This is a genomic window from Leptolyngbya sp. FACHB-321 (assembly GCF_014695975.1).
In the GTDB taxonomy this organism is placed as follows: domain Bacteria; phylum Cyanobacteriota; class Cyanobacteriia; order Leptolyngbyales; family Leptolyngbyaceae; genus Stenomitos.
Genome location: NZ_JACJPI010000012.1, coordinates 37798 through 55077 on the forward strand (window position 1 = coordinate 37798; position 17280 = coordinate 55077).

The following is a 17280-nucleotide window of genomic DNA, read 5'->3' on the forward strand; positions in this document are numbered from 1 at the left end:
GTTAAGAGGAAGTTAACCTCGCCTTACGACAGAGGGCACTTTAAAGCACAATCGTTAACATAAGTTCATAAGCATAAAAACTTGCAGTCAACCAGCCTTGAAGTCACCTTCAAAAGAGGCAGTGTTGTCACAAAGTCGGCAGCTTAATCTTCCGTTGCCGCTTTGTCTTTCAATCTAATTCCCAGCGATCGATTCCCTAAAACCACTCTTTTAGGAAACGGTTCCTATGGAAGTTATTGTGCAAAAAGTTGAATGCTACCAGCTAAACAGAAGCTTAATATCATGGTTAATAGTAGCAGCTTTGATCTAGTAGACAATCATCCGTTTACAGAGATTTACCATCTATTTGACCGCTTTAGAAACGGCGTTTGGTTGGTTGGTATTCCATCCTGGCTTTTTGGAGCGTTCGATCGGGTTACGGCTGCGTTTGCGGATGGATATGTTTCTGCCATTGAGTTTATCCATTTTGTCACTGCCATCTTATTCCTCATGGGTTGGTTGTACTTAAGACCCAAACCAGATGCTGGTTCTGAAGCAACTCTGCTTCAACAATATCCTTTAACTGGGTTAGAAAAGACCTATTTAGAAACAGCGCAGTCGCGGATGGCTGAACTGCAAGATCAGCACATGATTCATCAGGAATATGTGTTGCCCTTCTCCTATGTTTGCCAGATTTATCATTTGCTCAACCTGAAACATTTAGAAAGCGTTCACAGTTTCAGCCTTAACAATCTACGTGTCATCCAAGTCAACCAGATGCAGCCTACTGACATTGGTGGCAGCATCAAATTTCAAACTACGTTAGATTCTCCCTTTAATGCTTTGAGGATCTGGCGGCAACCTGTGGTTGAAGTTGATTTGACGCTTCATACTCCTTTTACTGTTGAGTTAAGTATTCCTGTGTATAGCGGGAAGCGTATGACTGTGATGTTCAATGCCATTCCACTAAACCAAACGCAGCACAAGCTGTTTATTGACATCTACAGCGATCTGAAGTGGTATAAACCACTGCTGCAACTGTTGCTTCATGCTGCCTCTTGTTTAACCCTTTTTGAAGATCTTCCTTATTTGCAAAAATTGGCAAACCGAAAGATTCATCGTCTGGTACAGCTAGACCGCATTCCAAACAGTGAAACCATGTGGCTTTTTAAGCGGTTTGCTGCTCTTTATGGTTCGACGATCGCCCCGACTCAAGTGATCGAACCAGCCGAGCAGCATTGATTAGCGTGCAAGGCTGCTAACGCGAAACCGTTGTGCTGCTTTTACTTTTTGAGCGTAGAAGGAAGCCGCCTGTTCACCCCGACTGCACTCCTGAGCAAAGGTAATCAGGTGATGCGCCACCAGCCCAATGTGGATCAGATTTTCAATTTTGCCTGTTTTAAACTTGGGTCCCGCCATATTCCAGAATGTTTTGCGGTAGTTGCTAAGTACGCCAATCCGCAGAATGAGATTTGCCATAATCCACAACCCTGTGCGGATATTCTTTTTGGATAAGCGGGCTGGACTTAAAGGAGGCTTAATGCGGTTAGCAAAGGTGTGTTCTACGTTGTATGCAAACCGCTGGTAGAGAAAGTCGGGGTCGTAAGCGGTTGTGATGCAGTGTCGCCACATCTCTACTACCTCGTTATAGGGCATAAGAAACTCTACGTTTGACTCCCGCTGTTCATCAAAGTTAAGCCGTCCTTCCTCCTCTAACCTGCGCCATAAGGGAGTACGTGGTAACGCATGCAGCAGATTGATGGTCAGCATAGGGATATTGGACAGGCGAATGAATTCTAGAATGCGATCGCCCGTATCTGGCGTATCTGTATCCAGCCCAATGATGATGCCTGATACAACTTCCATCCCATAGCTGTTGAGAGTTTTGATTGCTTCCAGAATGGACATCCCGCCCATTAGGTTTTGCTGCTTCGAGATGGACTTCAGCGCATCCGTCTCGGGCGTTTCAATGCCGCAGAAGACTGTGCAGAAGTAGGCTTCGCGCATCATTGCCAGCAGTTCTTTGTTCTGCGCCAGGTTCAGCGTTGCTTCGCAGGCAAACTGAATGGGGTAGCCGTTGCGCTTTTGCCAGTCGATCAAATGTGGCAGTAGCTTGAGAGCGGCACGGCGGTCGCCCACAAAGTTATCATCCACAAAATACACAGCTCTCAGCCCACCTGAAGCCAGCATCGCGTCCAGTTCTGCCACAATCTGTTCTGGCTCTTTGAGCCGAGGATTGCGCCCATACAGCTCAGGAATGTCGCAAAACTCGCAGCGGTAGGGGCACCCGCTAGAATACTGCACGTTGCCGATGAAATATTTATCCAGGTTGACCAGGTGATAGGCAGGAATGGGAAACTCGTTGAGCGGCAGTCGCTCGGTGGTTTCAAAGCGGATTTGCTGAGATGGGCGATCGCGATGCAAGTCCATATACTCAATCATGCGATTGGTCGCATCGCCCAATTCTCCAATGTGCAGCAGGTCAAAATCAGGATAGTAGTCTGGGCAGCCCGAAACCGAAGGACCACCGATCGCGGTTAGCTTGCCATAGCGGTGTGCCATCTCGTTAATCTGATTGATCTGCGATCGTTGAATGTGCATCCCACTCACAATCACGGCATCTGCCCAGCGATAATCAGCCGGTTTCGCAGACCGGATATTTTCGTCAACAAACCGAACGTCCCAGTCTTGGGGCAAGTAGGCTGCTACCACCAAAATGCCCTGTGGCGGCATAAACGCTTTCACACGACCCAGTAACGGATAGGCATTGTTGAACGTCCCAAAAGAAGGGCTGTACTTGGGAAACACGCAAAGAATGCGGCGCTGATTCTGGGGAACATAGCGTGGCTTTCCAGGCACACTTTCAGGAACGGGTTGCTCGAAATCCTTGAGTACAGCAGTCATCAGGCATCCTCACCAGTTTTCACCTTGATGATCACTGTAAAGATGATGATAGAAAATTTCAAGGGTTGAGGGGCGAGAAAGTCGTCTATTTGGAGGTTTGTGCCCTACCAAGCAATGTCCGCGATCACTCCATGTGGTTTGAAACGTGAAGGGAAACAGAACAACGAAAGCTAGTTTCGTGAAGACAGTGCCATGTCTTTACGAAACTATGCCAGAAGCAATCGCCTTTACAGCTTGTGAAGTTTGCAGGCAATGCCATGCATGAACGAGCGCGTGATCATGCTTCTACGTTCGTCGTACGTTCATGCAGCACCAGTCCTGACGTTTCCAGAGAGCCGCGACTACCCAGCCATTCTCTTCGAGGGTATCAGCAACGGGTTTTGCTTGATCGAGCAGAATGCCGCTAAAGATGCCCCAGGTATGAGGATGGACGATCGCAGTCATCTGCGGAATCAGGTCGATAATCACTTCGGCAAGAATATTGCAGACAATGCCGTCTACAGGTGCGTTAATAAGCTCGGCAACGCGATCGACACTGCCTGCTTCGATCAATAAATGTTCTGCTGCAATCCCGTTGAGATCGCGGCTTTCTCGGGCGGCTTTCACCGCAAGTGGATCAGTGTCCACGGCATAACCTTGCTTCGCACCCAGCAGCATGGCACCGATCGATAAAATGCCAGAGCCACAGCCAATATCGGCAATGACTAAATCTTTGACATCACCGCCCAGACGCATTTCGAGCGATTCCAAACAAAGCTGCGTGGTAGCATGATCCCCCGTGCCAAAGGCAACCCCTGGCTCAAGTTTCAGAACGATACGATCGGACTGCTCTGGCGCGGGTAGCCAGGCAGGATTAATGAGGAAGCGATCGCCAATTTCTTGCGGTTGCCAGTGTTCTTTCCAGGTGCTTGACCAATCCTCTTCGTCAATGAGATCCCACTGTACTGCTGGAATAGGCAACCCAACGCACAGTGCGTCTTGCCGCAACGCTAGGGCTAAGGCTGCCAGATCAAGAAGCTGCGCCTGCTCTTGTGGCAAATAAGCACCAATCAGGCAAGAATGCCCCTTCACTTCGCTGGACGAGCCGCGACAGCCGAACAGCTCTAGCCGCCAAAAGATCGTTTCTTCCAGGTCGGTGTCGCAAAGAATTTGAATGTTCCACCAGCTATTTGCCATAAGAGCGGTCAGCGATTAGCTTTATTGCCGTATTTTTCTCGTTGCCCATACCGTATACATGACTGAATGACGGCTGATTGCTGACGGCTAGTGGCTATAACGTTACTGTATAAGCATCCCGAATCCCTGGCACCTTCAAAATCTCAGCCAGAATATCGTCAGGCAGTGGGTCATCGATGCTTAATACCATCACCGCATCACCGCGTACGATCTTGCGCCCCACTTGCATACTGGCAATGTTGACATTAAAGCTGCCTAAAAGGGAGCCGATTTTGCCAATGATGCCTGGCATATCGCGGTGTAGGGTAAACAGCATATAGCGGTTCGGCGGCACGTTAACTGGAAACTCATCCACACTGGTAATGCGAATCTCTGAATCGCCCAGCAATGCACCTGTGACGGAATGCTCGCCCAGTGAACCTTTAGCAGAAAGATGGAGCGATCCCGTATAGTCCTTAATTGACGCATCGCGAGTTTCGATGACACGAATGCCACGCTCTTTAGCCTCCAGGCTGGCATTGACGTAGTTGACCCGTTCTTGCAGAGCATGAGACAGCAACCCTTTGAGCGCCGCTACTACAATCGGCTGACTTTGATTGGTTGCCAGTTCCCCTTGCAGGCGCACCGTGAGCGCTTCGACTCGTCCACCTGCCAGTTGCGCGACCAAATTGCCTAATGTTTCTGCTAGTTGCAAGTAAGGGCGTAGTTGCTCCAGCAGATCGGGGCGTAGTCCGGGAATGTTGACCGCCGATCGCGCAGGCAAGCCCAGTAGCACATCGCGGATTTGCTCGGCTACGTCGATCGCCACATTCACCTGTGCTTCTTCCGTCGAAGCGCCTAAATGTGGCGTCATCACCATTTCTTTACCTAGGGAGCGCAACGGTGATTCACCAAGTGGCTCCTGCTCGTACACATCCAACGCTGCTCCAGCGATTTTGCCCTCTTGCAACGCCTGTGCCAGCGCCGCTTCGTCAATGATGCCACCACGGGCGCAGTTGATAATGCGTGCGGTCGGCTTCATTCGAGCGATTGCCGCTGCATTGATCAAATGGGTAGTTTCTGCTGTTTTGGGAATATGTAGCGTAATGTAGTCTGCCTGTTGCAGCAGCACATCCATTTCAACAATCCGGCAACCTAACTGTTCTGCCCGTTCATGGGAAATGAAGGGGTCGTATGCCAGCAACTTCATGCCCATCGCCCGTGCGACGGTGGCAACGTGAGCACCAATCTTGCCCAGCCCCACGATCCCCAACGTTTTTTTGTAGACTTCAACGCCTGTGAAATGCTTGCGATCCCACTTGTCGGCTTTTACAGACTGGTTTGCAGCGGGAATATAGCGCGACATTGCCATCATCATGGCTAGCGTATGCTCGGCAGCGGCGATCGTGTTTCCTTCCGGCGAATTCACGACCACAATGCCTTTGCGTGTGGCTGCTAGCACATCTACATTGTCAACGCCAACGCCAGCTCGTCCAATAATTTTAAGTTGATTGCCTGCCTCAATGACTGCTTGAGTCACGCGAGTACCAGAGCGAATCATCAACGCATCGTAGTCAGGGATGATGCGGATCAGGTCATCAGGCGACAAATCCGTTTTTACGTCAACCTGGGCAACTTGGGATAGGATGTCGATCCCCACCTGATCGATTGGGTCAGAAACAAGAACTTTAGGCATAGCAAACAGCCAGGATTAGACGCAGAGCGCTCTAGAACAACAGGTACTTTTGGTCTTAGCCACCACCGCAAAAGACTCGGTAAGAAGGAAGAAGAAGATATTCACCTTACTCCCTTAAGATGAAGATGGCTAACGAAGCAGACCATCTAGAGTACGCCATTTTGAGGCTTGCTTTGCCGAAACCGCTTGATTTTTTTAATTCGATCGTGGAAGCCGTTAGCGGTCAGCCATGATGATGTTCAACTCACTTGTGTCCGTTTACTTACTCTCATGAATTATCTCGTTGCCGTTTTGAGCGATCGCATTAAGGCAGAAGAAGCTTACTCAGCCCTAGAAAGCCAGGGTTTACCGATGACCAAGATCGCCATTTTGGGTAAGGGCTATAAAAGTGCTGATGAATATGGGTTGCTTGACCCTAATGAGCAGGCAAGCAAGCAAGTGAAGCTACTGGCAATTTGGCTTGTGCCCTTTGGCTTTGCTGCTGGCTATGTTTTTAACCTCATTACCAAAATTGATACCTTTCCATGGGCGGGGGAATTTGGTAGCCATGTCATTGGTGGCTTGCTTGGTGCGGCATCAGGTGGGTTGGGAAGCATTTTTGTGGGTGGTGGTGTTGGGTTAATCTCAGGTAGCGGCGATGCCCTACCCTACCGCAATCGCCTCAATGCTGGAAAGTATCTGCTTGTAGTCAAAGGCTCAGAAGCCCTTACCCGTCAGGCAACCACTATTTTGCGGCAGTATGATCCTGAAAGCATACAAGGCTATGTCGATACATCAGACTCATGAACGATCGCGTAGCGACTGCTTCATGACCATCCTATGACTAAGGTGATGTGCGGCTGATTTGCCCTTATCCTTTGCTTCAATAACGTTGGGCTAGGCTCTCCTTCCCCAAGCAAAGAGCAGTGATTGAAAAGACAATAGCTGCCGTTTTGACCCGTGCATTCAGTCAAAACAGCAGCTATGGAAGGAGATTATTGATTAACGATGATTAATTAGTCAAACTAACCAAGAAACGAAAGCATTCGATCGGCTTACAGTAGACCCCAGAAATGTAGAACACCTTGACCAGAGTAGAGTTCAATTAGTAGAGCAGCAGAGAAGCCGATCATTGCAAGACGACCATTCCACAATTCAGCTTGAGGAGTGAAGCCAAACTTCCAAGCGTTGCGATCGGTTTCTACAACAACAGGCGTAGTCACTTTTGTGGCGTTAGTCATGGTTATTGCTCCAATTACTTTAGATTGACAAAGGTTACGGATCAACGAACTAGCGCTATCAGGGGAAGTGGAAAAACCACCAGTGAAGCTTCGTTAAACTCTGTGAACTAATATAACGAAAGATTTCAAAAACGGCTAGTAATTGCCCGCAGATCTTTCCAAAGAGGCAGGAATATGTATGGAAAGTAAGGTAAAGCTTTCAGGCTTTATCCTCCCTCTCGTTTCCATGCTCCCTTACTTCCAACTCAAGAGCAGCCAGATGCCAACGAGGGCTATAAGTACGCCGACAATCGCCCGTGGGCTAACTTTTTCGCCAAGGGCGATCGCTAGAGGAATGACGAACAGAGGGCTGGTGGTGCTGAGTGCTTGGGCTATGCCAGCCGCCGTGTATTTCAGCGAAATTTGTTGGAGCCAGATCGCTAGATAGGTGCTAGCAAACGCTGTGCCCGTGAGAATGAACAGAAAGCGGGGCGATCGTAGAAGCTTCAAATCCTGATTCAATGTCTGAGCAGAGCGTTGCTGCACCAGTAGCCAGAGCAGCAGCACCAAGCCACCTGCTACTAAACGAATGAACGCACTCCACAGGGGGTCGATCGTGGTGCCTGCCAGTGCCGCTCTCGATAGCACTGCACCACTCGCTTGACCTAGGGCTGCCAGCAAGCCAAACCCAGTCCCTCGCCACAGTTGGGGTTGAGTTGCAGCTTCAGTTGTGCGCTCGACCACAACCCACGCCACACCAGCGATCGTCAGCGCAATGCCAAGCCATGCCCCCACCGTAAGACGTTCTTGCAAGAAAACCAGCGCCATAACAGCCGCTAGCGGTGGCGCGATCGATTCCAGTGCCAGCGTCCGTCGTGCGCCGAGGCAGTTAAGTGCCTCGAAGTAAGCGGTATCGCCAAAGCCAATGCCAACGACTCCGCTGAGGCAGAGCAATCCCAATGCCGTAGGGCTAACGTGCGGTAACAGTTTGCCTTGCAGCAAGAGGGTCAGGAGCAAGAAGCCGATCGCAATCAGTCCCTTAATCAGATTCAGTCGGAGGGGCGACAACTGTTGTCCAAGGCTAATGTAAACAACTGAGGCGATCGCCCAAATGAGTGCGGCACTTAAGGCTGCTAGTTCACCACGAAAGGTCGTTAAAAGGGAAGACATGGCAAAAGCGGTTCACGTTGTGTCATGGTAGCGCCGCGATCGCTATCTTCATTGCGCTCTTTGCTGCTGATAAAGTGCTTTGAATCGCTTTTGCTGCTCGTTGTGATCAACGATCGGAGCCGGATAACCGCAGCGATCGCGATCCAGAGGCAGAATGTTACCTGTCACTAAATCTTCCGTCTCAATGCTGCGGAGTTCTGGTAGCCATTGGCGGATATATTCAGCTTCCGAGTCAAACTTCTTTGTTTGGCTAGCAGGGTTAAAGATGCGGAGCGGCTTCGGGTCCATGCCGCTGGAGGCGCTCCATTGCCAACCGCCATTATTGGCGGACAGGTCGCCATCATACAGCCGTTGCATAAAGTACTTCTCGCCCAGCTTGACATCGATCATCAGATCCTTCGTCAAAAAGCTGGCAACGATCATCCGGCAACGGTTGTGCATCCAGCCAAGCTCGTTCATCTGACGCATGGCAGCATCAACGATCGGGTAGCCTGTTTTGCCTTCGCACCATGCCTTGAAATGTTCTGGGTTATTGTCCCACGGAAAGTTTTGGAATGGTTTGCGATACGCGCCATCTGCCAACTGTGGGAAAAAGTACATGACAGTCTGGTAAAACTCTCGCCATGCGAGTTCCTGCCGCCAAACGCGAATGCCGTCCTTTGCCTCATCGCTACGAGACTGCTCCATCGCTTCCGTTGTTTTTGCCCACACCGTACGAACACCGATCGCGCCAAACTTGAGCGCTGCGCTGAGATGAGAGGTGCCTTCGGGATTGAACGGAAAATTGCGCTGTTCCTGATAGTCTACGATGGAGTGATCGCAAAACGTTTCTAAACGTTCCTGTGCAGCGGCTTCTCCTGGTTCCAGCAGCAGCGGGTTATCCCACACGAAACCCAGGTCTTTAGCTGTTGGTAGCGCGATCGCACCTGCGTTCTGTGCGACTGTTTGCTCCTGCTCTGTCAGCCCGATCGTTGCCTCTAGCTCCTTCGCTGGTTCGGCTTTCGGTTTGCTGCTCCAGTTGCGCCAAAAAGGTGAGTAGACCGTGTAAGGATCGCCATTGCCTGTGCGAATTTCGTCTGGTGCGTGGAGAAGCTGATCCCAGAAATTTCGGAACGAGATACCAGCCTGCTGGAGGGCTTCTTGAACCGCACGATCGCGCTTCTGCGAGTATGGCTCTACGTCTAAATTCCAGAATACTGCCTTCGCCTTCAGCGCCGTTGCTAGCCCAGGAATGGCACTCTGCGGGTCAGCCTTTAAGATCAGCAACTGACTGCCCGCTTGAGCATAGCGCTGCTGCAATGACTGCAAACAGCCCATCATGTAGTTGATTTTGGCAGGCGCAACTTCATCCCGCTGCAACAGGTTGGGGTCAAGGCAAAACACACCTACAACGTTCTGGCTTTTCTCACGAGCCGCTGCCAGTCCAATATTGTCCGAAAGGCGTAGATCGCGACGGTGCCAAAAGAGAATGAGATCAGACATAAATAGCTAATAGTTTTTGGTTTTTAGTTTTTAGCTGTTGATTACTAGCGTGGTCACTTACTAACAACTCATCACCAACCGCTATAGAAACGGTCGCGCTAAGACAAAGCTGCAAATTGTTTTTGCGTCGGTGATGTCGCCAGTCTGGATAGCTTTTTCGACTTGGGCGATCGTCATCATCACGGTTTCAATATCTTCGTCGGCATCCTGGCTCGGTGGATTTTCGAGCCGTGTCAAATCCTGCGCTAGATAGGCATGGATGCTCTCATCTGAGTAGCCTGGAGCTACGAAAAATTCGCCTAGTTTTTGCCAGCGATCAGCGTGATAGCCCGTCTCTTCTTCAATTTCACGCTGGATCGTTGCCTCGGGCGTTTCACCTGGCTCCACCGTACCCGCCGGAAATTCTAGCAGCCGTCCCTGTATGGCAAAGCGATACTGCTTTACCAGAATCAACGTGCCCTCTGCTGTCACAGGTACAGCCAGCGCACCGCCCGGATGCCGAATGCACTCCCATTCTCCTTGCGTTTGATTAGGCAAGCGATAACGGCTCGACTCAAAGGAAAATTTGCGCCCTTGATAGAGCAAGCGTTGTTTGAGCAGTTGGGGTGGTTCGCGACCGAGGGGCATAAGGGGAAAGGGAGTGGGGAGTAGGGAGTGGGGAGTGGGGGAAAGAAGAGGAAGCGGGGGGCAGAGGGAGCACGGGGGAGTTCTGAGTTAAGAGTTTTGAGGTTATTCTGCCTCCTGCCTCCTGCCCTCTGCCCTTTGCCTTCTGCCTCCTGCCTTCCCTAAGCAAGTCTGACTTCTGAACAGTCTACCGTTTGTACTAGTTGTGCGATCGATTTTCCTGAAATTGGCTCAATCCAATGAGGCGCAATCTCTGCTAGCGGCACCAGCACAAATGCCCGCTCGGTCATATGCGGATGGGGAATTTGTAGGGTGGGCGTGTTGAGTATGACTGCATCAAACAGCAACAAATCCAGGTCGAGCGTTCTGGCACTCCAGCGTTCTCGGCGGATACGACCAAAATTAGCCTCGATTCGCAGCAAGGCTTCTAGCAATGGCTGGGGTGACAAGGTGACGGTGAGCAGCGCACAGCCGTTGAGATAGTCAGGTTGCGGTGGTCCAACGGCTTTGGTCTGATACCACTGCGATCGTGCCTCTAGCGCAACCCCCGGAGTCTGTGCCAAAGCTTTCAGCGCTGCTTCTAGTATCGTCAGCGAATCACCCAGGTTGCTACCCAGCGCGATCGCACAACGAGCCGACGCTACCGTCTCCGTGCTCTCCGACATCGCCAAACCCTTTCCAAAACCCACTCCTTCTTCCCTACTCTCTATGCTTTAACGCACGATCGTTAAAATTGCGGTCAAAAGACTCAGCAAAATGAGTACCCACAGCACCGAACCGGGGATGAAGGTTAGTAGTCCAATGCCACGCAGAATCCAGACCAGTACTGTCATCGACAGCACTGCCAGAAACGCCACCATGCTTGGCTTCATCGATCGTCCCATGACTCTAGCGCCTCTGACTGTTGCGAAGTCCGCCCAGAATACCGATGCCAGCAGCCAGCAGCAGCATTGCCCAAATGGCGTAGTTAGGTAGCGTCGTCAATATGCCAAGACCCTTTAGCACAATGAGTACCGCTGTCAGCACCAGCATGACGCCAACAATATAGAGAATGATGGAAACACCAACATTATTCGGGCTGCCACTCACAGACTCATCTCCTCAAACCGCTACGGCACCTAACCATTGTGGCACGTAGAGGGAAGGGGAAGTTTTGAGTTCTAAGTTTTGAGCTATGAGTTGACTTTGCCGCTGACTGTCTGGCAATCGATCATTACCCTCACCCTCAGCTTGCACCGTTTTCTAGCATCAAAACCTTCTGTAGGGCGGTCGCAATATGCCTCAACGCAATATGCCTTAACACTATTCAACTTGACATTGACCTAAACTACACTTAATCTATCGAGATGTAGTAATTAGAGTCCTATGTCCATCTCCTTGCTCTATCCCACACAGCTTTCCGACGTGACACAGACGTTCTCGCCACGATCGCTGTTGCCGCTACGACAGCAAAGCATCTGGAAGATTGAGGCAGGAGTGGTGCGGACAATTACCTGGCTAGAAGATGGCACGATCGCTGCAACGGGCTTGTGGGGACCAGGTGATCTCGTAGGCAAAGCGCTCTCCAAAATGGAGTCATACCAGATCGAATGCCTGACAACAGTTGAAGTTTCTCTGCTCCCTGTCAGCCGCCTATACGAAGAAACGGAGGCGTTGATCAGCAATCTTCAGCAAAGTGAAGCCTTTTCGCTTATTCGCAGCTACCGCAAAATTGATGCGATGGTGCTCAAGCTGCTCAGTTGGCTTGCCAAAAAGTTCGGGCGTGAGGTCGAAGCCGGACATCTCATCGATCTCCGTTTGACGCACCAGGATCTTGCTGAAATGCTAGGCACCACACGAGTGACGATTACTCGCACTCTCAGCCAGTTTGAACAACAAGGTTTGATCGATCGCTTGCCCCTGCGTCGCATTGTGCTAAAAGAAAGCGACTTCTGGCATTACGAGATTTAAGCGATCGCTCACTTCCTACGTTGAATCCATAATCAAAAGCCCAACATCGATCATGATGTTGGGCTTCTTGCTTTCAAGGCAATCAGTAAGAGTCAGACTGCCAAGAGCCAATTATGGATTGGCGTAGAAATCGTTGCTGACCACTAGGCGGAGATCGGCGGAGGGATCAATCACAATCAGGTTCGGTGTGGTTGGCGTTTGGGGTGCGGGTTGCCCACCTGTGACACTTGACAGAATGTTACCCAGATCAAGCTTTTGTCCCAGGATAGTTGCGAGGACAGCACTGGTTGCCGCAGAGGTTGCCGCATCCTTAAGCGTGCCAGGGTTGGTATTTTGGGTCACGGGTTGCCCGGTGACGACCTGTGATCGCGCACTGAAGGGATACGATTTATTGTCGATCGACACCCGTTGAGCGATAAACTGCGTGCCCAAGATTTGACCATTGCTGCTGACCGGAATCAGTTGACCCACAATCTCACTATCTTTAGGAACAACGACTTGACCCTGAGCATTTTTAAGATCATCAACTACTCGTAGAGCCAGGTTATTGATCGTCTCACCAGGAGTCACCACAATCTTTTGTGAACCGAGATAACGGATGTTGACGGGTGTCCCCTGGGGCACTAGATAACGAGGATTTAAGGCAGTTGAGGTCGGTGTTGGGGTAGGAGTGCTGCCTGTAGTCGGTGTGGTCGGTGTAGTGCCAGTCGTTGGTGCGGTGCCGTTCAAACGGGCAATGTAGTTGTTTGCACCTTCGCTTGTGGCAATCGGTGGAAGTTTGCCTTGATTTACCAACGTTTGGTAGATATAAGCTGCAACATCCGCACGAGTCGCGGTTTCGTTAGGGTTAAGAAAGCTGACGTTAGGATAATTGACCACCACATTCCGCTCTGCCGCTGCTGCAACGCCACCTTTTGCATAGGCGGGAATTTCACCGCTATCTCTGAATGACGTTAGCGTTGTATCGGCAGCACGGGTCGGCGTGAAGTTCAAACCGCTGGAGAGAGCAACTAAAACCTGTACTTTCGGAATTTGCTGTTCGGGTTTGAAAGCACCATCGGGATAGCCGCTCATAAAGCCCGTTTCATACGCTTTGCCGATCGCGGGTGCTGCCCAGTAAGAACTGGGGACATCAGCAAAGCCGCGTGAGACGCGCACTGTATTGTTGCTAAACGCGTTTTTGACGATCGCTGCAAACTGAGCACGGGTTACAGGAGCATCGGGCTTGAACGTACGATCGGGAAAGCCTGCGATAATCTGCCGCTCAGCCAGGGTTTCGATGAAGGGTCGCGCCCAGTGAGAGCTAGTATCTGTAAAATTGGCGGCGGCGGCTGGAGCCGAAACGATAAATGGTGCAATGGCACTTGAGGTCACACCCAATGCCAACAGTACTGCACCTGTTGAAGACCAAGGACGAACACTAGACATAAAAAAACTCCGTAAACGCTTGAGCGATACTGACGAATTACACGTATTGAGCGATAGCAAAAAATCGTTTTCCTTGTGAGCAATGTCTACACGCTCAACAAAGGTTGGTGATGCAACCGTGGTTTGCGTGTAACCTGATGACCCGGTTTCGATAGCAAAGCCATTGATCACTTAGCTCTTTTGACCATAAAGATCGAGGTTTTGTTCCCAGGAATTCTATATTAGGGCGGCTGGCTGGTTCTGAAATGCCCCTAAAGTAAGGAGAAGTCAACCCGACTCTTTACTCAAGGCTGACTCAGGCAGATCGTTCTGCTGCACTTTGCAGTTGGGTGATCTAGACTGCCTGAACGGTAGGGTCAACGTTGCTATGGTCAAAACGGTTTTATTTTTGTGTGGGCTGGCGATCATCATCGGGTTGATTTTGGCAGCACCACTCTTCACCAGGCTGCGACGAAAGCGGTTGCGCGATCGTCCCTTTCCTCCCAGTTGGCAACACATTCTCGATCGTCACCTCCCCTTTTACGAGCAGCTACCAGCACCACTGCCCAAACGGTTACGTGGTTATATCCAGGTCTTTCTGGCAGAGAAGCGCTTCATCGGCTGCAGTGGCTTGAACTTGACGGATGAAATGAGAGTGACGATCGCCGCACAGGCGTGTCTGCTAGTGCTGCATCAAGAACGGTTTTACCCCACGCTGAAGGCGATTTATGTCTATCCAGCAGCCTTCCTGGTCAACACAAAACAATCCCTTGGCACTTACGTCTTAGAAGAAAAAGTCGCGCGGCGGGGCGAATCATGGGAGCAAGGCATCGTAGTGCTGTCGTGGGCAGATATTCAACATGATGTCGCGCATTGGCACGATGGCAACAATGTCGTCCTGCACGAATTTGCCCATCAGTTAGATCAAGAAGATGGACGTACAGATGGAGTGCCGCTGCTAGAGCATCAAGCCGATCGCGTCACCTGGGCACAGGTTTTTAGTCAGGCATATTTAGCCTTACAGCAGGATGTAAAACGCGGCACCAAAACCGTGATGGACGAGTACGGCGCAACGAATCCAGCAGAGTTCTTTGCTGTTGCCACCGAGACGTTTTTTGAAAAAGCCGCATTGATGCAGCGCCATCACCCAGAACTCTATACAATGCTCCAACGCTTTTACCGCTTAGATCCCGTGAGTTGGAGACAGCCACACTAGCAATGCGATTGCCCTACGGCACAATCAACACCGGGCAGGGCGACAAGTTGATCACACGATTGGTAACGCTATCTGATACGCCTTCGTCGGTCAGCCCCAAGCCACGGCAGCCCATCACGATTAAGTCGGCAGCAATTTCGTCCGCCACGTCGCAGATGGTAAAGGCAGGTTTGCCTTCACGCTCGATCGCCTCCGCTTCTATGCCCTGCTGCGAAAAGAGCGATCGAGCGGTCGTTAGCAGTTGGGCGATCGCCTCAGGGGACGACATCGCATCGGTGGTGCCATCTTCGGCAGGTGGCTCGACAACAGAGAGCAAAATCAAGCGGCTGTTGTGCGTTTTTACCACTCCAGCTACTGTCTCAGCGGCTTGCTGAGATTCTCGACTACGGTCAATGGGAAAGAGTACAGTCTTAAACATGGTATGCCTTACCGAAGGTACGTACTTCGGTACAATAGGTAAAAAGACTCATTTAGGAGGTTCTTCAGTGTCCAAAAAGACCTTAGCCAGTTTATCATCCTCTGATTTGTCCAGTAAGCGCGTCTTCGTGCGGGTAGATTTTAATGTGCCGTTAGATGAGCAAGGCAACATTACAGACGATACGCGCATTCGTGCAGCGCTGCCTACCATCCAATCTTTGACCGAAAAAGGCGCGAAGGTTATTCTGGCAAGCCACTTTGGTCGTCCCAAAGGCGACGATTATGCCGCTCGTGTCACTGACAAGTTTCGTCTGACACCCGTTGCTGCACGTTTGTCTGACCTGTTGGGCAAGCCAGTGGTCAAAACGGATGACTGTATTGGTGATGATGTTGCCGCTAAAGTTGCAGGATTGAACGATGGCGACGTGTTGCTGCTGGAAAACGTCCGCTTCCACCCCGGTGAAGAGAAGAACGATCCTGAGTTTGCCAAGCAACTGGCTTCTGTGGCTGACCTGTACGTGAATGATGCGTTTGGTACTGCCCACCGTGCCCATGCTTCAACCGAAGGCGTAACGCATTACTTGAAGCCGTCTGTGGCGGGTTTGCTGATTGAAAAAGAACTGAAATTTCTGCAAGAAGCGATCGAGCATCCCCAGCGTCCGTTAGCGGCGATCGTGGGTGGCTCCAAAGTGTCGAGCAAAATCACCGTCATTGAAACCCTGCTAGATAAGGTTGATAAGCTGCTGATCGGCGGCGGCATGATCTTCACCTTCTACAAAGCACGCGGTCTTAGCGTTGGCAAATCGCTGGTCGAAGAAGACAAGCTGGAACTGGCAAAAGCGCTGGAAGCCAAAGCAAAAGAGAAAGGCGTTGATCTACTCTTGCCCACTGATGTAGTTGTGGCTGACAACTTTTCTGCCGATGCCAATGCTCAAACCGTCAGCGTCGAAAATATTCCCGATGGCTGGATGGGATTGGATATTGGACCCGATGCTGTGAAGGTGTTTCAGGACGCACTGTCAACGTGCAAATCTGTAATCTGGAACGGTCCCATGGGCGTGTTTGAGTTTGACAAGTTTGCTGTCGGTACAGAGGCGATCGCCCATACCCTTGCAGGTCTGACCAAAACAGGAACTACGACCATTATTGGTGGTGGCGACTCGGTGGCAGCTGTCGAAAAAGTCGGTGTTGCCGAGCAAATGAGCCACATTTCTACAGGTGGTGGTGCCAGTCTGGAACTGCTTGAAGGCAAAGAACTGCCCGGTATTGCAGCGCTGGACGATGCGTAGGACGATCGGCTAGAGGCGTAGGGACGCTATTGGTATCGGTAACGTCCCTATTGCCACAGACTTTAAACAAAGGAGCCACAGTTTCTTGTGGGTAAGTGAAAAGGTGAAGGGATGAAAGGGTACGGCTTAGGCAGTCGGGAATGGCTGTAACTTTCATCGCTTTCAGTCGTCTCAGTCATCAATGCCTGCGGACTCTGATCCGGCTTAGGTAAGACTGTATTAAGTATTAAGATTATTAGGCGATCGCTAGCTCTGCGACTGGTTCACTAGGCGCAGTAAACAGCTTGGCAAGGTTTTCAGGCTGCATAAACTCAACATATTTAGTAGCCATCTTAGGCGGCAGCAATTCTATTAGCAGCTTGTTTTCCACCCAAAATTCCAGCACATCAAAGAAGCCATCACGATCGCAACGCACTATCCGCCAGCCTTCACGAGCAGCAATGCGCTCAATCTCCTCCTGGCTCGCTGGTACTGAAAGCGCCACATGGGTAGCAGTAAACGGTGAGGCAAAGGCATTGCTAGAAAAGGTGACTGCTTCCGCACCAAACCCTGGCATTAGCTCTGTCTCTGCGGGATAGACCTCAATCATGGTGCCGTGGTCATCCAGAGCGATCGCCATGAAGCTGCCAGGATGAGGTGGAAAAGGGGCAACTGTGCCATGCAAAACTTCTGCCAAAACGCGAGCTACACGGCTAGGGTTTTCAGCAGTCATAGAGAAATGGTGCAGCATAAGTGTCTCCTTACAGAATGAATTGTTAAATGGGCTACTTTTTATGACTCTGCTTGAGCCGC

General features: G+C 50.8%; 18 protein-coding genes. 5 read left to right on the top strand and 13 right to left on the bottom strand.

Annotated features, from left to right (window positions below; translation table 11 throughout):
* The first annotated feature begins 282 nt into the window (after positions 1-282).
* On the top strand, positions 283-1221 hold the full coding sequence (locus tag H6F76_RS01015; RefSeq protein ID WP_190505175.1) for a hypothetical protein: 939 nt from the start codon (positions 283-285) through the stop codon (positions 1219-1221).
* Here H6F76_RS01015 and H6F76_RS01020 read toward each other — a convergent pair whose 3' ends face one another.
* The 3 genes from H6F76_RS01020 to serA all read right to left on the bottom strand — a co-directional run bounded on the left by H6F76_RS01020 (position 1222) and on the right by serA (position 5734).
* Complete coding sequence (locus H6F76_RS01020; RefSeq protein ID WP_190505176.1) at positions 1222-2883, bottom strand: B12-binding domain-containing radical SAM protein; 1662 nt, start codon at positions 2881-2883, stop codon at positions 1222-1224.
* A 285-nt stretch (positions 2884-3168) separates the two neighbouring features.
* Positions 3169-4059, bottom strand: a complete 891-nt coding sequence (gene prmA / locus H6F76_RS01025) for a 50S ribosomal protein L11 methyltransferase (RefSeq protein WP_190505177.1) — start codon at positions 4057-4059, stop codon at positions 3169-3171.
* A gap of 94 nt (positions 4060-4153) precedes the next feature.
* Positions 4154-5734 (bottom strand): phosphoglycerate dehydrogenase, encoded by a 1581-nt coding sequence (gene serA / locus H6F76_RS01030; RefSeq protein ID WP_190446552.1) that lies wholly within the window; start codon positions 5732-5734, stop codon positions 4154-4156.
* 270 nt (positions 5735-6004) lie between these two features.
* Between serA and H6F76_RS01035 the strand changes: the two genes are divergently transcribed.
* Positions 6005-6520 (top strand): hypothetical protein, encoded by a 516-nt coding sequence (locus H6F76_RS01035; RefSeq protein WP_190446551.1) that lies wholly within the window; start codon positions 6005-6007, stop codon positions 6518-6520.
* Positions 6521-6768: 248 nt separating this feature from the next.
* Here H6F76_RS01035 and H6F76_RS01040 read toward each other — a convergent pair whose 3' ends face one another.
* From H6F76_RS01040 to H6F76_RS01070, 7 genes are all read right to left on the bottom strand, one after another.
* Positions 6769-6954 (bottom strand): chlorophyll a/b-binding protein, encoded by a 186-nt coding sequence (locus tag H6F76_RS01040; protein WP_190446550.1) that lies wholly within the window; start codon positions 6952-6954, stop codon positions 6769-6771.
* Positions 6955-7188: 234 nt separating this feature from the next.
* Positions 7189-8103, bottom strand: coding sequence for a DMT family transporter (locus tag H6F76_RS01045; RefSeq protein WP_190505178.1), 915 nt, complete (start codon positions 8101-8103; stop codon positions 7189-7191).
* A 48-nt stretch (positions 8104-8151) separates the two neighbouring features.
* The gene (locus H6F76_RS01050; RefSeq protein ID WP_190505179.1) at positions 8152-9585 is read right to left on the bottom strand and encodes an FAD-binding domain-containing protein; all 1434 of its coding nucleotides are present in this window, start codon (positions 9583-9585) and stop codon (positions 8152-8154) included.
* Between the two features lie 81 nt (positions 9586-9666).
* On the bottom strand, positions 9667-10212 hold the full coding sequence (locus H6F76_RS01055; protein WP_190505180.1) for an NUDIX hydrolase: 546 nt from the start codon (positions 10210-10212) through the stop codon (positions 9667-9669).
* 158 nt (positions 10213-10370) lie between these two features.
* Entirely contained in the window at positions 10371-10874 is a 504-nt protein-coding gene (folK, locus tag H6F76_RS01060; RefSeq protein WP_190505181.1) for a 2-amino-4-hydroxy-6-hydroxymethyldihydropteridine diphosphokinase, read from the bottom strand.
* A gap of 48 nt (positions 10875-10922) precedes the next feature.
* Positions 10923-11093 carry a hypothetical protein gene (locus H6F76_RS01065; RefSeq protein ID WP_190505305.1) on the bottom strand — a complete coding sequence of 57 codons (171 nt, stop codon included), beginning with the start codon at positions 11091-11093 and terminating at the stop codon, positions 10923-10925.
* Positions 11094-11097: 4 nt separating this feature from the next.
* Positions 11098-11298, bottom strand: coding sequence for a hypothetical protein (locus tag H6F76_RS01070; RefSeq protein ID WP_190446544.1), 201 nt, complete (start codon positions 11296-11298; stop codon positions 11098-11100).
* A 276-nt stretch (positions 11299-11574) separates the two neighbouring features.
* Between H6F76_RS01070 and H6F76_RS01075 the strand changes: the two genes are divergently transcribed.
* The gene (locus H6F76_RS01075) at positions 11575-12159 is read left to right on the top strand and encodes a Crp/Fnr family transcriptional regulator (RefSeq protein WP_190446543.1); all 585 of its coding nucleotides are present in this window, start codon (positions 11575-11577) and stop codon (positions 12157-12159) included.
* Between the two features lie 111 nt (positions 12160-12270).
* Here H6F76_RS01075 and H6F76_RS01080 read toward each other — a convergent pair whose 3' ends face one another.
* On the bottom strand, positions 12271-13587 hold the full coding sequence (locus tag H6F76_RS01080; protein WP_190505182.1) for an S-layer homology domain-containing protein: 1317 nt from the start codon (positions 13585-13587) through the stop codon (positions 12271-12273).
* A gap of 367 nt (positions 13588-13954) precedes the next feature.
* On the opposite strand from H6F76_RS01080, the gene H6F76_RS01085 reads away from it, so the two are divergent.
* Positions 13955-14782, top strand: coding sequence for a M90 family metallopeptidase (locus H6F76_RS01085; RefSeq protein WP_190505183.1), 828 nt, complete (start codon positions 13955-13957; stop codon positions 14780-14782).
* A 13-nt stretch (positions 14783-14795) separates the two neighbouring features.
* Here the strand turns inward: H6F76_RS01085 and H6F76_RS01090 are convergent, their stop codons facing one another.
* Positions 14796-15200 carry a universal stress protein gene (locus tag H6F76_RS01090; protein ID WP_190446540.1) on the bottom strand — a complete coding sequence of 135 codons (405 nt, stop codon included), beginning with the start codon at positions 15198-15200 and terminating at the stop codon, positions 14796-14798.
* Positions 15201-15267: 67 nt separating this feature from the next.
* Between H6F76_RS01090 and H6F76_RS01095 the strand changes: the two genes are divergently transcribed.
* Positions 15268-16488, top strand: a complete 1221-nt coding sequence (locus H6F76_RS01095) for a phosphoglycerate kinase (protein WP_190446539.1) — start codon at positions 15268-15270, stop codon at positions 16486-16488.
* Between the two features lie 235 nt (positions 16489-16723).
* Here H6F76_RS01095 and H6F76_RS01100 read toward each other — a convergent pair whose 3' ends face one another.
* The gene (locus H6F76_RS01100; RefSeq protein ID WP_190505184.1) at positions 16724-17218 is read right to left on the bottom strand and encodes a hypothetical protein; all 495 of its coding nucleotides are present in this window, start codon (positions 17216-17218) and stop codon (positions 16724-16726) included.
* Positions 17219-17280: the final 62 nt, after the last annotated feature.